The following is a 12,946-nucleotide window of genomic DNA, read 5'->3' as shown; positions in this document are numbered from 1 at the left end:
GCGGGGGCCCCCCCCCCGCGGGGGGGGGGGGGGGCGGGCCCCCCCCCCCCCGCGCGCGGGGCGCTACTTCTTGTTGCGGCCGATCTCCCAGAAGCGGAAGACGCCGGTGGTGTCGATGGTCGACTCGACGCCGGTGACGTACGGCTTGGCCGCGAAGAAGGCCTTGGACTGGAACATCGGGATCAGCGGCACGTTCTCCGCGACGATGCCCTGGACCTGGTTGTAGATCCCGTTCACGGCGCCGCGGTCGGCCTGCTTGAGACCTTCCGGCAGCAGCTTCTGACTGACCCGCTCGTCCACCCACCCGGTGTGGTAGACGCTGTCCTCGGAGACCAGCGGCCCGATGTAGTTGTCAGGGTCCGGGTAGTCCGCGGTCCATCCGACCAGGTACGCCTGGTACTTGCCCTCGCTCCGGCCCTTCTGGTAGGCGGTCGAGTCGTTCTCGATCTGGGTGGTGACCTGGAACAGGCCGCCGGTCTCCAACTGGCGCTTCAGCGTGTCGATCTCGCTGGTGCCGGTGCGCGAGCGCCCCGAGGCGAGATTGAGCTTGACCGGCGTGGGGATCTTGGCGGCGGCGAGGTACGCCTTGGCCTTGCTGACGTCCGGCTCGTTGTACTTGTCGTAGAAGGCGGTGTTGTGGCCGGTGATGCCGGTCGGGACCATCGAGTACAGCGGCTGGACGGTGCGCGCGAAGACGTCGCGGGCGAGGGCCTTCCGGTCGACCAGCTGCGCCACGGCCTGACGGACGGCGGGGTTCCCGGTGGTGGCGTCCTTGGTGTTGAAGGCGATCGAGTTGGTGTCGGAACTGTCGCCCTGGACGACGGTCAGGTCGCCCTTGCCGTTCTGCTGGTCGTCGAGGATCCGGGCGGCGGTGTTCGGCTCCAGGCTGTTGTCGGTGAGGTCGACGCCGCCCTTGTCCAACTCGTCCTTCAGCGCGGTGGGGCTGTCGAAGTACCGCACGGTGAACTTGTCGTTCTGCAGCTTGGCGTCGCCGGCGTACTTGCCGTTGGGAGTCAGCACGACCTTGGCGAGGACCTTGGCGCTACCGCCCTCGGGGGTCATGGTCTCGACCGAGTCGAACTTGTACGGGCCGGAGCCGACGACCTTGTCGTTGTCGAGCAGCTTGTCGGCCGGGTAGACCTCGTGGTCGACGATGGCGCCGGCCGGGGTGGCCAGCTTGGCCGGCAGGGTCGCGTCGGGTGCGGAGAGGTGGAAGACCACCTCGTTGTCGCCCTTCGCCTCGACCGACTTGATCGTGTCCAGCAGGCCGCCCGGACCGTTCGGGTCCTTGATCTTCTTGGTCCGCTGGATCGAGAACACGACGTCGGCGGCGGTGAGGGCGTGGCCGTTGGCGAACTTCTGACCGGGGCGGAGCACGCAGTGGTACTGGGTGGTGTCCCCGCTGACGAACTCGCAGGACTGGGCGGCGTCCGGGGTCGGGGAGCTGGCGGCGGGAGGGAAGGCGAGCAGCGACTGGAAGGTGTTGGAGAGCACCAGCCACGAGCCGGTGTCGTAGGCGCCGGCCGGGTCCAGGACGCTGGTGAGGGCGCGGGTGCCCATGGTGATCGACTTGCTGCTGTCCCCCTTCACGGCGTCGGTGACCGATCCGCAACCGGCCACCGTCACGGCGACCAGACCGGCGCAGCCGAGTGCTGCCAGGCGTTCAGCTGAAGTCTTCACGGGAGCGTCCTTCGGGGGTGTCACGAACCCGAGTAGCGTGCCATATCGAACACGCACGACCGATACACGTGCAGATGACGTTTGGGACACGGTGTTTGGGGGCATCGCCGCACGCCCGACGAGTTGTCAGCTAATGACCGATTTCTCCCCGGTCGACCGTCCGCAGATCCGGGACGGGGCCACTTACCGGCGGGTAGCGGCGGTGCGCAATGAGACGACAATCACATCCAGCACTCGCTGCTCCGCTCCTCCCGGCTACACCCGCGAGACGACCAGCGAGCGCAGCAGTTCGAGATCGACCTGCTCCAGCGAGGGCAGCACCAGCCGCCCGGGCGCCGCCTCGATCGGCGCCACCGAGGGCACCGCGATCACCGGGCAGCCGGCCGCCTCGCCCGCGCGCACCCCGGTCGGGGTGTCCTCGACGACCACGCAGCGGGCCGGCTCCGCGCCCAGCCGGCGGGCCGCAGCGAGGTACGGGTCCGGGAAGGGCTTGGTGCGCGGCACCTCGTCCCCGGCGACGCTGAAGGCGAAGCGCTCGGCTCCCAGCGAGCGCAGCACGATGTCGATCACGTGCCGGTGCGAGGCGGACACCAGCGCGGCCGGGACGCCGTGCGCGGCGAGGGTGTTGAGCAGCCGCTCGGCGCCCGGCATCAGCGGCACGCCACCGGCCAGCAGGTCGACGAAGCGCTGGTTGACCAGCACCCCCAGGTCGGCCGGGGCGATGTCCACCCCGGTGCGGGCGACCAGGTAGTCCATCACCCGGGTCATCGGGCCGCCGACCACGTGCGCCCGGTCCTGCTCGTCCAGCTGGTGGCCCAGCTCGGCGAAGAGCGTGACCTCGGCCTGCCACCAGAAGTCCTCGGTGTCCACCAGCGTCCCGTCCATGTCCAGCAGCACCGCCTGCAGGCCGCGGTCGTCCCCGTGGTCGAGCGCCGGGGCGGTGGTGGAGCTGGTGGTCATGACGAGTCCTTCCGGCAGTGCCCCCGCGGAGCGTCCTGGGACGCCCCCCGGGGATGGCACAGGCCGGCCCGCTGGTGAGCGGACCGGCCCGTTCAGGATCATCAAGGATACGCCCGCTTCGCCCGGAAAGAGCGAACGGAGAAGGGCATAGGGGTTACCGCGCGTTGAAGTACTTCGCCTCCGGGTGGTGGATCACGATCGCGTCGGTGGACTGCTCCGGGTGCAGCTGGAACTCCTCGGAGAGCACCACGCCGATCCGCTCCGGCTTCAGCAGCTCGGCGATCTTGGCGCGGTCCTCCAGCTCGGGGCAGGCCCCGTAGCCGAGCGAGAAGCGGGCGCCCCGGTACTTGAGCGCGAACATGTCCTTGACGTCCTGCGGGTCCTCGCCGGAGAAGCCCAGCTCGTAGCGGACCCGGGCGTGCCAGAACTCGGCGAGCGCCTCGGCGAGCTGCACCGAGAGGCCGTGCAGCTCCAGGTAGTCGCGGTAGGAGTTCCCGGCGAACAGCTCGTTGGCCGCCTCCGAGATCCGGTTGCCCATGGTGACCACCTGGAGGCCGACCACGTCCCGCTCGCCGGACTCCTCCGGGCGGAAGAAGTCCGCCAGGCAGAGCCGGCGGCCGCGGCGCTGGCGGGGGAAGGTGAACCGGGTCCGCTCGGTGCCGTCCTCGTGGAAGACGATGAGGTCGTCGCCCTTGGAGTTGGCCGGGTAGTAGCCGTAGACCACGGCCGCCTCCAGCCAGCCCTCGGTCTGCAGCCGGTCCAGCCAGGCCCGCAGCCGCGGCCGGCCCTCGGTCTCCACCAGCTCCTCGTAGGACGGGCCGTCGCCGGCCCGGGCGGCCTTCAGGCCCCACTGGCCCTTGAACAGCGCGTCCTCGTCCAGCCAGGAGGCGTAGTCGGCGAACGGGATGCCCTTGACGATCCGGTCGCCCCAGAACGGCGGGGTGGGCAGCGCGTTGTCCAGCGCGACGTCGGAGCGGATCTGGCCGAGGTTGACCTCGGGCTCCGGCTCCTCCACCTCGACCCGGGCGTGCCGGCGCTGCTTGAGTTCCGGCAGGGTCGCGCCGGGCACGCCGCGCTTGACCGCGACCAGCGCGTCCATCAGCCGCAGGCCCTCGAAGGCGTCCCGGGCGTAGCGGACCTCGCCCTCGTAGATCTCGTGCAGGTCCTGCTCGACGTAGGCGCGGGTCAGGGCGGCGCCGCCCAGGATCACCGGGTAGCTGGCGGCCAGCTTGCGCTGGTTCAGCTCCTCCAGGTTCTCCTTCATGATCACGGTGGACTTCACCAGCAGGCCGGACATGCCGATCACGTCCGCGTTGTGCTCCTGCGCGGCGTCCAGGATCGCCGAGACCGGCTGCTTGATGCCCAGGTTGACCACGTTGTAGCCGTTGTTGGACAGGATGATGTCGACCAGGTTCTTGCCGATGTCGTGGACGTCGCCCTTGACGGTGGCCAGCACGATGGTGCCCTTGCCCTCGCTCTCGGACTTCTCCATGTGCGGCTCCAGGTGGGCCACCGCGGTCTTCATCACCTCGGCGGACTGGAGCACGAACGGCAGCTGCATCTGGCCGGAGCCGAAGAGCTCGCCGACCACCTTCATGCCGGCCAGCAGGGTGTCGTTGATGATCTCCAGCGCCGGTCGCTCGGCCAGCGCCTCGTCCAGGTCGGCCTCCAGGCCGCCCCGCTCGCCGTCGATGATCCTGCGCTGCAGCCGCTCCTCCAGCGGGAGCGCGGCCAGCTCCTGCGCCTTGGAGGCCTTGACCGAGGCGGTGGAGACGTTCGCGAACAGCTCCAGCAGGCGCTGCAGTGGGTCGTAGCCGTCCCGGCGGCGGTCGTAGACCAGGTCGAGGGCGGCCTCGCGCTGGTCCTCGGGGATCCGGGAGATCGGCAGGATCTTGGAGGCGTGCACGATCGCCGAGTCCAGGCCCGCCTCCACGCACTCGTGCAGGAAGACCGAGTTGAGCACCACCCGGGCGGCCGGGTTGAGGCCGAAGGAGATGTTCGACAGGCCGAGGGTGGTCTGCACCCCGGGGTGGCGGCGCTTGAGCTCGCGGATCGCCTCGATGGTCTCGATGCCGTCCCGGCGGGACTCCTCCTGACCGGTGGCCAGGGTGAAGGTGAGGCAGTCGACCAGGATCGAGCCCTCGTCGATCCCGTAGTCGGTGGTCAGCTCGGCGATCAGCCGCTCGGCGATCGCCACCTTCGCCTCGGCCGTACGGGCCTGGCCCTGCTCGTCGATGGTCAGCGCGATCAGGCCGGCGCCGTGCTCGCGGGCCAGCGAGGCGATCTTCCCGAACCGCGAGTCGGGGGCGTTGCCGTCCTCGTAGTTGACCGAGTTGAGCACCGCGCGGCCGCCGAGCGCCTCCAGGCCGGCCTGCAGCACCGGCGGCTCGGTGGAGTCCAGCACGATCGGCAGGGTGGAGGCGGTGGCCAGCCGGCCCGCGATCTCCTTCATGTCGGCGACGCCGTCGCGGCCGACGTAGTCCACGCACAGGTCCAACAGGTGCGAGCCGTCCCGGATCTGGTCCCGGGCGATCTCCACGCAGGCCTGCCAGTCGCCGGCCAGCATCGACTCGCGGAACTTCTTCGAGCCGTTGGCGTTGGTGCGCTCGCCGATCGCCAGGTACGAGGTGTCCTGGCGGAACGGCACCGACTGGTAGAGCGAGGCGGCCGAGGGCTCCGGCCGGGGGTCGCGCCGGGTGATCGGACGGCCCTGGACCCTCTCGACCACCTGGCGCAGGTGCTCGGGGGTGGTGCCGCAGCAGCCGCCGACCAGCGAGAGGCCGTACTCGCGGGTGAACACGTCGTGCGCCTCGGCCAGTTCGGCCGGGGAGAGCGGGTAGTGGGCGCCGTCCTTGCCGAGCACCGGCAGGCCCGCGTTCGGCATGCAGGACAGGCCGATCCTCGCGTTCTTGGCCAGGTAGCGCAGGTGCTCGCTCATCTCGGCCGGGCCGGTGGCGCAGTTGAGGCCGATGTAGTCGACGCCGAGCGGCTCCAGCGCGGTCAGCGCGGCGCCGATCTCGGAGCCGAGCAGCATGGTGCCGGTGGTCTCCACCGTCACCTGCACCAGCACCGGCAGGTCCAGCCCGGCCTCGGCCAGGGCGCGCTTGGAGCCGAGGATCGCGGCCTTGGTCTGCAGCAGGTCCTGGCTGGTCTCCACCAGCAGCGCGTCGGCGCCGCCCGCGATCAGACCGGCCGCGTTCTGCTGGAAGCCGTCGCGCAGCGTCTCGTACGGGGCGTGGCCCAGGGTCGGCAGCTTGGTGCCGGGGCCGATCGAGCCGAGCACCCAGCGGGTGCGGCCGTCGGCGGCGTGGGCGTCGGCCACCTCGCGGGCGATCCGGGCGCCCGCCTCGGACAGCTCGAAGATCCGCTCGGAGATGTCGTACTCGCCCAGCGCGGCGAAGTTGGCGCCGAAGGTGTTGGTCTCGACGCAGTCCACGCCCACCGCGAAGTAGGCCTCGTGGACGGAGCGGACGATGTCCGGGCGGGTGATGTTGAGGACCTCGTTGCAGCCCTCCAGATCCTGGAAGTCCTCCAGCGTCGGGTCCTGCGCCTGGAGCATGGTGCCCATCGCACCGTCGGCGACCACCACCCGGGTGGCGAGTGCTTCACGCAGCGCGTTCGCGCGGCTCTGCTGAGTGGTGGACGGATCGGCTGCAGTGGCCATGGGGCGTCTCCCTGGTGCGACGGCTGTCGGCTTTGCGAGCCCGCTTTCTCGGGCCCGCACGTCGCCAGGGTATCCGGCCCACGGCCCGGCTCGCGGGCCCATTCCGTATCCTGAGCGTTCGACCGCAAGGGGGGAGCAACCGCGTGGCGCGATTCCGGGCCGCCGCGCGGCGGGTGGGGCGGGCCGTTTCGGCCCCGTTCCGGGCGCTGCGCGAGCGTTGGAGGGGCTGGTCCAGGTGGCGCCGGGCGCTGCTGGCCCTGGGGCTGGCGGTGGCCGTCCCGGTCACCGCGCTGGGCTCGGTGTTCGTGGCGATCCGGCTGCACTACACGGGTGAACCCGCCGCCGAGGCCCGCACCCGGGGCCGGGACGCCGTCTGGCTCGGCCACGCCTGGGTGGACGGCCGCAAGACCGACGCGGACGTGGCGGCGCTGGTCCGGCAGCTGGCCGGAACCGGGGTGCGCGACCTGTACGTCCACACCGGCCCGCTGGAGCACGACGGCTCGCTTCCGGCGTCCGTCCACCCGCGGGCCCGCTGGTTCACCGAGGCCGCCCACCGGGCGCTGCCGGGGGTCCGGGTGCAGGGCTGGCTGGGGGACGAGGTCAAGCCGGAGAAGGACGCCCTGGACCTGGACGACGCACCCACCCGGGACCGGATCACCACCTCCGCCCGCCAGGTGCTGGACCAGGGCTTCGACGGCGTGCACTTCGACATGGAGCCGATCCACCCCGGCTCGGCCGGCTGGCTCGCCCTGCTGGACCAGGTCCGCCCGGTGACGGCGGCGCGTGGCGCCGTGCTGTCGGTGGCGGCCCCGCAGATCGATCCCGTCCCCGGACTGCACACCGCGGGCATCCTGCTCACCGACCACGGCAAGTGGTGGGACCAGGCGTACTTCCGGGAGACCGCCCGGCGCGTCGACCAGATCGCGGTGATGGCCTACGACACCTCGATGCCCACCGAGCCGCTGTTCGGCGGATACGTCGCCCAGCAGACCGAGCTGGCACTGCGGGCCACCCCGCCGCAGGTCGACCTGCTGATCGGCCTGCCGTTCTTCTGGGACGACAAGTGGGGCCACTGGGGCGACGCTGAGACCGTCCCGGCGGCCGTCCGGGGCGTCCGGCTCGGCCTCGGCCGCCAGGACCTGGGGCGGGCCAACTTCGGCGTCGCGCTGTACGTGGACTTCGCCGCGACGCCGGAGAACTGGGCGGTGTACCGGCGCGGCTGGGTGGACCCGGCCTGAGCGTGGGCGGCTCAGGCCGCCATGCGGTGGGCGAGGGCGTCCAGGTAACGGTGGACACCGGCGTCCTCGCCGGCCAGGTAGTGGGAGACGGCCCGGTGCAGCGGCCTGCGGACCTCGCCGCGCTCGGTGACGGTCAGCGAGCAGCCCGGCCCGGCCGCGGTGAGCCGGTACGTCCAGGTGCCGCCGTAGGGCAGGTCCGGGTCGGCGATGCCGGTCACCAGACGGTGCGGGGCCTCGCTGGCGACCACCTCGTAGGTGGCGTGCCCGTGCCGGCCGAACTCGCGCCAGCGCGGGCGGCCGCCGGCCCCGGCGGGCAGCCGTTCGACGTGGGTGAGGCCCGGGCGCCAGGCCGGGTAGAGGTCGATGTCGGTGAGCACGTCCCAGACCGCGCCGGGCGGCTGGGCGAGTTCCAGCCCGCCTTCGGTCACGTGCTCCACCGGCAGCCGGCGCCCGGCGCGGTCCGCCGCCAGCAGCGCGGCCCCGAGCAGCGCCGCCGCGCCCGTGCCCGCGCCGATCCACAGCCATCGGTTCATCGGTCGGCCCCTTCCGCCCGGCCCCCGTCCACCATCATCGCGCCGCCGTGCCCGGGGCGGCACTCGTGTGCGCTTGGTCACCGGCCGGGCACCCCGTGCCGCCGCCCGGGCGGACTGACGGGGCGCCAGCCGTCACGGCGCGGATATCCGCTGGATCGCGGCGGCCCGCTCCCCCAGACTGTCCCGGTGCCCGGCCGCCATGCGCATCAAAGCCCGTAGGCTGGGCAGGTAGGGACCATGGGGCGAGCCGTTCCATGGGAGACGAGAGGTTCGACAGGCGGGAGCCGGCCCGTCGGTGCCCCGGCTGGCCAGCCGGGGCGGTGCCGGTCCGACCGCCGACCGGAGGGAGACGCTGGGTGATCGAGCTGGAAGATGTTCCCGAGTTGATCGACCCGGTGATGGTCTGCGCCTTCGAGGGGTGGAACGACGCGGGTGACGCCGCCTCCGCGGCTCTGGCGCATCTGGACGACACCTGGGGCGGCAAGGTGTTCGCCGCTCTGGACGCGGAGGACTACTACGACTTCCAGGTCAACCGGCCGACGATCTGGCTGGACGGCGGCATCCGCCGGATCACCTGGCCGACCACCAGGCTCTCGGTGGTCCGGGTGACCGAGCCGGTGACCAGGGACGTGGTGCTGGTGCGCGGCATCGAGCCGAGCATGCGCTGGCGCTCGTTCTGCAACGAGCTGCTCGGCTTCGCGCACGAGCTGGGCGTCGAGCTGGTGGTGATCCTGGGCGCGCTGCTCGGCGACACCCCGCACAGCCGCCCGGTGCCGGTCAGCGGGGTCACCTCCGACCCGGAGCTGGCCCGCCGGCTGGATCTGGAGGAGAGCCGCTACGAGGGCCCGACCGGGATCGTCGGGGTGCTGCAGGAGGCCTGCACCCACGCCGGGGTGCCGGCCGTGACGCTGTGGGCCGCGGTGCCGCACTACGTCGCGCAGCCGCCCAATCCCAAGGCCACGCTGGCGCTGCTGAACAAGCTGGAGGACCTGCTGGACCTGCGCATCCCGCCGGGCGAGCTCGGCGAGGATGCCCGGGCCTGGCAGCTCGGCGTGGACCAGCTGGCCGCCGAGGACAGCGAGGTGGCGGAGTACGTCCAGCAGCTGGAGGAGGCGCAGGACACCGCCGAGCTGCCGGAGGCCTCCGGGGACGCGATCGCGCGCGAGTTCGAGCGCTACCTGCGCCGCCGGGAGAACGTCGGCCCGACCGGCGAGAAGCCGGTGTCCGGGCACGCGACGGCCGAGCGGCCCGCCGAGCCGGAGTCGCCGGGCACGACCCGGGAGAGCCAGGAGGGCGCCGAGGACGAGTAGTCCTCCCGGCGAACGCCGAGCAGGGCGTCCACCGTCCGGGTCGCCAGGCCGGGCGCGCCGGTGTCGGTGCCGCCCTCGCTCTCCTGCTGGGCGGCCCAGCGGTCGACGGCGGCCAGCGCGGCGGGCGCGTCCAGGTCGTTCGCGAGCGCCGCCCGGACCTCGGCGAGCAGCTGCTCGGCCGCCGGGCCGTCCGGCCGGGAGACCGCGGCCCGCCAGCGGGCGAGGCGCTCGACGGCCTCGTCCAGGACGGACTTGGTCCACTCCCAGTCCTCGCGGTAGTGGTGCGAGAGCAGCGCCAGGCGGATCGCCGCCGGGTCGACGCCGTCGCGGCGCAGCGCCGAGACGAAGACCAGGTTGCCGCGGGACTTGGACATCTTCCGGCCGTCCAGGCCGACCATGCCCGCGTGGACGTACGCCTTGGCGTACGGGTGGGAGCCGGTGGCGGCCTGGGCGTGCGAGGCGCCCATCTCGTGGTGCGGGAAGGACAGGTCGCTGCCGCCGCCCTGGAGATCGAAGGTCATGCCCAGGTACTGCAGCGCGATGGCCACGCACTCGATGTGCCAGCCGGGGCGGCCTCGGCCGAGCTCGGTGTCCCAGGCGGGCTCGCCGGGGCGGGCGGCCAGCCAGAGCAGGGCGTCCAGCGGGTTGCGCTTGCCGGGGCGGTCCGGGTCGCCGCCGCGCTCGGCGAAGACCGGGCGCATGGCCTCGCGGGTGAGGCCGGAGACCTGGCCGAAGTTCGGATCGGCGTCGACCGAGAAGTAGATGTCCTCGTCCACCTTGTAGGCGGCGCCGGAGGCCAGCAGCTTCTGGACGATCGGGACGATCCACGGGATGGACTCGACGGCGCCGACGTAGTGGGCCGGCGGGAGCAGCCGCAGGGCGGTCATGTCCTCGCGGAACAGGGCCGTCTCGCGCTCCGCCAGGGCCACCCAGTCCTGGCCGGTTTCGATCGCGCGCTGCAGCAGCGGGTCGTCCACGTCGGTCACGTTCTGGACGTACAGGACGTTGTGACCGGCGTCCTTCCAGACCCGCTGCACCAGGTCGAAGGCGTTGTACGTGGCGGCGTGGCCCATGTGGGTCGCGTCGTAGGGGGTGATGCCGCAGACGTAGATCCGGGCGGTGCCGTCCTGCGGCACGACCTCGCGGACCTTGCCCGCTGCGGTGTCGAAGATGTGGAGGGGGAGCCCCTGACCAGGCAGGGCGGGAACCTCGGAGGCGGGCCAGGCATGCATGGGATCGACTTTAACCTTGAGAACATTTGAAAGCCTAACCAGTAAACAAGATCGACTGATTTCTGATCCTGCCGTTGCCTGGCCGCTTTCCGGCTGATAGTGAGCGTTCGAGCGCGGGTGAGCGCCCGGTCGACCCTGCCGCCGCCCGGGCGCCCGGCTCCCCCGGGAAAGCGGCCGGAGCCGCTACGACCGCTGCCAGAGGGCCGGCACGTTCGGCGGCTCCCAGACCGCCATGGCGGTGTGCGCCTGGAGGCAGACGTAGGAGGCGCCGGAGTAGGTGACGCGGTCGCCCGTGTTGTACGCCCTGCCCGGGGTCCAGCTGCCGCTCGGCGGCGTGGTGGGGCCGCCGGTCGGTCCGCCGGTCGGGGTGGCGGTGGCCGTCGGGCTCGGGGTGCCCGGGGTCTGCGGAACGTCCAGCACGAAGTCGTAGGTGGCCGTCTCGCCGGCCCCGTTCCGCTGGACGCTCATCAGCAGCCGGCCGTCGTAGATGGTGTCGGTGCTGTTGCGCGGCTCGCCCGGGAAGTAGAGCTGGGTGGTCAGGACCGGGCGGCCGGGCGCCTGGAGCTTGACGTGCAGGTGCCGGGTGCGTCCCGGATAGAGGCCGGGGACGACGGTGTCCAGCTCGTACGCGCCGTTGGCGTCGGTGAACTGGTTGCACCGGAAGGTGTAGCCGACGTTGTCGTAGTTGCCGCCGTCGTCGGCCTGCCAGAAGTCCAGCAGCACGCCGGAGACGGGCCGGCAGGCCCGGCCGAAGACGTAGCCGCTGACGGTCAGCCGGGTGCCCGGGCCGTCATTCACCATCGAGCTGCGCAGCGGGGAGTCGGGCTTGAAGTAGGGCACCTCGATCTGCTCGACGGCCGGGTCGTCGCCGTCGTGGCACTCGGGGGTCAGTCCCGGCGTGCGGCCGGCGCCGACCTGCTCCCGGGCCAGCGCGACGCCGCCGCCGACCAGCAGCGGTGCGGCCCCGAGCGCGGCGGCGGCCTTCAGGACGGTCTTGCGGCTGATCATGCCGTCGGACGGGGGCATGCGCCGTCTCCTTCCGGTGGGTACTCGTGGAGGTGGGGCCGGCCCTTGCCATGGTGGGGGCATGACAAGGGCCGGACCGGCCGCCGTCCGCGCGCTGGACCGACCGCCGGTGGCCAGCAGTAGCGTTACGGACCGTCCGGAGCGACCGCGATGGACATGATCCGGGGATCGTGGTGATTTCCGTCGACCCGGGACCGGAACTCCCCCGGGGTCATCCCGGTCTCCCGCCGGAAGAAGCGGCAGAAGTACGCCGGGTCCGCGAAACCCGCCTCCTTCGCCACCTGGCGGATCGTCAGATCGGTGCAGGCGAGCAGCCGTTTAGCCTCCAGGGTCCGCTGCCGGCGGATCAGTCCGCCCGGTGTTCGGCCGGTGGCCTGCCTGACCAGGGTCTGCAGGTGCCCCGGGGAGACGCCGAGTTCCTGGGCGGTGGAGGCCACCGAGTGCCGCACCCCGCCGGGCTTGGCGATCAACCGCGTGAAAGCGGCGGCCAGTTCGGCCGGGCGGGTGGGCACCACGGGCCGGTCGCCCGGGGCGCAGGCACGCAGCGCCCGGATGATCAGGATGTGCAGGCTGGCCCGCAGCACACCCTGGTAGCTGGGCGCCCCGGTCCGGTACTCCTGCTCCATGTCGGCGAGCAACCGGGCGACCGCGCCGGCGTGTTCGCCGAGCCCGATCCCGGGGCGGGCGGCCAGGGCGCGCAGCGCGGCCAGGTCCTGGGGGTGGCCCAGCAGGAAGTCCTCGTTGAACAGGACGACCCGGCCGGTGAGGCCTTCGGTGTCCGCCCAGTAGTGCACCTGGCCCGGCGTGATCACGCACAACTGCGGTGGCGCCAGCGGCTGGTGGACCAGGTCCAGGACATGGGCGCCACGGCCTCCGGTGACCAGGACGATCTCGTGGAACGAGTGGCGGTGGGGGAAGTTGGCGCGGGAGAGCGCGCCGATCGCGTCGAAACTGCCGATGGCGAAGGGCAGCAACTGGGGCAGCGGGACCTGCAGGCGGTGCAACGGCAGGTCCGGCGCGGTTCGGGGGGGGGCGGGGGTGGTCCGTCGCACGTCCATCGGAGCAGTGTGCGACCTGTTCCGGCAACAGGTCCAGACCACCGGCCGGTAACCTCGCGGGGCCCGGGCCCGGACGACCGCAGCCCGTCGGACAGTCCCAGGGCCTGTCCGGCGTCGTGCGCCTGGAGATCCGCCGGACGGGACCTAGACCCAATGCCAGTGACTTTGTCCTCCGATCCTCGTTGGTTGTGGTGTGGCGAGGGTGGGGCAGGTCAAGTCGCCTGCGGGTGAGCGGTTGTCGGATC

Annotated in this window: 8 protein-coding genes and 1 pseudogene; 2 read left to right on the top strand and 7 right to left on the bottom strand. The window is 72.1% G+C overall.

The window, feature by feature from the left end; all coding sequences use genetic code 11:
- Positions 1-63: 63 nt before the first annotated feature.
- From ACFV1W_RS38350 to metH, 3 genes are all read right to left on the bottom strand, one after another.
- A complete protein-coding gene (locus ACFV1W_RS38350) occupies positions 64-1,680 on the bottom strand; it encodes an ABC transporter substrate-binding protein (protein WP_380421956.1) in 1,617 nt (538 codons plus the stop codon).
- Between the two features lie 255 nt (positions 1,681-1,935).
- Positions 1,936-2,640, bottom strand: coding sequence for an HAD family hydrolase (locus ACFV1W_RS38345; RefSeq protein WP_380421955.1), 705 nt, complete (start codon positions 2,638-2,640; stop codon positions 1,936-1,938).
- A 154-nt stretch (positions 2,641-2,794) separates the two neighbouring features.
- Positions 2,795-6,304: a methionine synthase gene (metH, locus tag ACFV1W_RS38340; RefSeq protein WP_380421953.1), complete on the bottom strand. Its 3,510-nt coding sequence runs from the start codon at positions 6,302-6,304 to the stop codon at positions 2,795-2,797.
- A 143-nt stretch (positions 6,305-6,447) separates the two neighbouring features.
- Here metH and ACFV1W_RS38335 point away from each other — a divergent pair, with 143 nt between their 5' ends.
- Positions 6,448-7,542 carry a hypothetical protein gene (locus ACFV1W_RS38335; RefSeq protein ID WP_380421952.1) on the top strand — a complete coding sequence of 365 codons (1,095 nt, stop codon included), beginning with the start codon at positions 6,448-6,450 and terminating at the stop codon, positions 7,540-7,542.
- A gap of 11 nt (positions 7,543-7,553) precedes the next feature.
- Here ACFV1W_RS38335 and ACFV1W_RS38330 read toward each other — a convergent pair whose 3' ends face one another.
- Complete coding sequence (locus tag ACFV1W_RS38330) at positions 7,554-8,075, bottom strand: SRPBCC family protein (protein WP_380421950.1); 522 nt, start codon at positions 8,073-8,075, stop codon at positions 7,554-7,556.
- Between the two features lie 356 nt (positions 8,076-8,431).
- On the opposite strand from ACFV1W_RS38330, the gene ACFV1W_RS38325 reads away from it, so the two are divergent.
- Positions 8,432-9,385: a PAC2 family protein gene (locus tag ACFV1W_RS38325; protein WP_380421949.1), complete on the top strand. Its 954-nt coding sequence runs from the start codon at positions 8,432-8,434 to the stop codon at positions 9,383-9,385.
- A gap of 11 nt (positions 9,386-9,396) precedes the next feature.
- Here ACFV1W_RS38325 and mshC read toward each other — a convergent pair.
- From mshC to ACFV1W_RS38310, 3 genes and pseudogenes are all read right to left on the bottom strand, one after another.
- Positions 9,397-10,617 (bottom strand): annotated as a pseudogene (gene mshC, locus ACFV1W_RS38320) (cysteine--1-D-myo-inosityl 2-amino-2-deoxy-alpha-D-glucopyranoside ligase); the annotation flags it as partial.
- 183 nt (positions 10,618-10,800) lie between these two features.
- Positions 10,801-11,643, bottom strand: a complete 843-nt coding sequence (locus tag ACFV1W_RS38315; protein ID WP_380421947.1) for a carbohydrate-binding protein — start codon at positions 11,641-11,643, stop codon at positions 10,801-10,803.
- Between the two features lie 125 nt (positions 11,644-11,768).
- On the bottom strand, positions 11,769-12,701 hold the full coding sequence (locus ACFV1W_RS38310) for an AraC family transcriptional regulator (RefSeq protein ID WP_380421946.1): 933 nt from the start codon (positions 12,699-12,701) through the stop codon (positions 11,769-11,771).
- Between the last annotated feature and the right edge of the window lie 245 nt (positions 12,702-12,946).

The sequence above is a fragment of the Kitasatospora sp. NPDC059648 genome (assembly GCF_042734825.1).
Classification (GTDB): domain Bacteria; phylum Actinomycetota; class Actinomycetes; order Streptomycetales; family Streptomycetaceae; genus Kitasatospora.
The sequence above is the reverse complement of the archived record's forward strand: the minus strand, read 5'-3'. Positions and strand labels throughout refer to the sequence as shown.

Coding starts and splice junctions, on each gene's coding strand:
- ACFV1W_RS38345 (WP_380421955.1), bottom strand. CDS start 2,640: ATGACCACCAGCTCCACCACCGCCCCGGCGCTCGACCACGGGGACGAC.
- metH (WP_380421953.1), bottom strand. CDS start 6,304: ATGGCCACTGCAGCCGATCCGTCCACCACTCAGCAGAGCCGCGCGAAC.
- ACFV1W_RS38330 (WP_380421950.1), bottom strand. CDS start 8,075: ATGAACCGATGGCTGTGGATCGGCGCGGGCACGGGCGCGGCGGCGCTG.
- ACFV1W_RS38315 (WP_380421947.1), bottom strand. CDS start 11,643: ATGCCCCCGTCCGACGGCATGATCAGCCGCAAGACCGTCCTGAAGGCC.
- ACFV1W_RS38310 (WP_380421946.1), bottom strand. CDS start 12,701: ATGGACGTGCGACGGACCACCCCCGCCCCCCCCCGAACCGCGCCGGAC.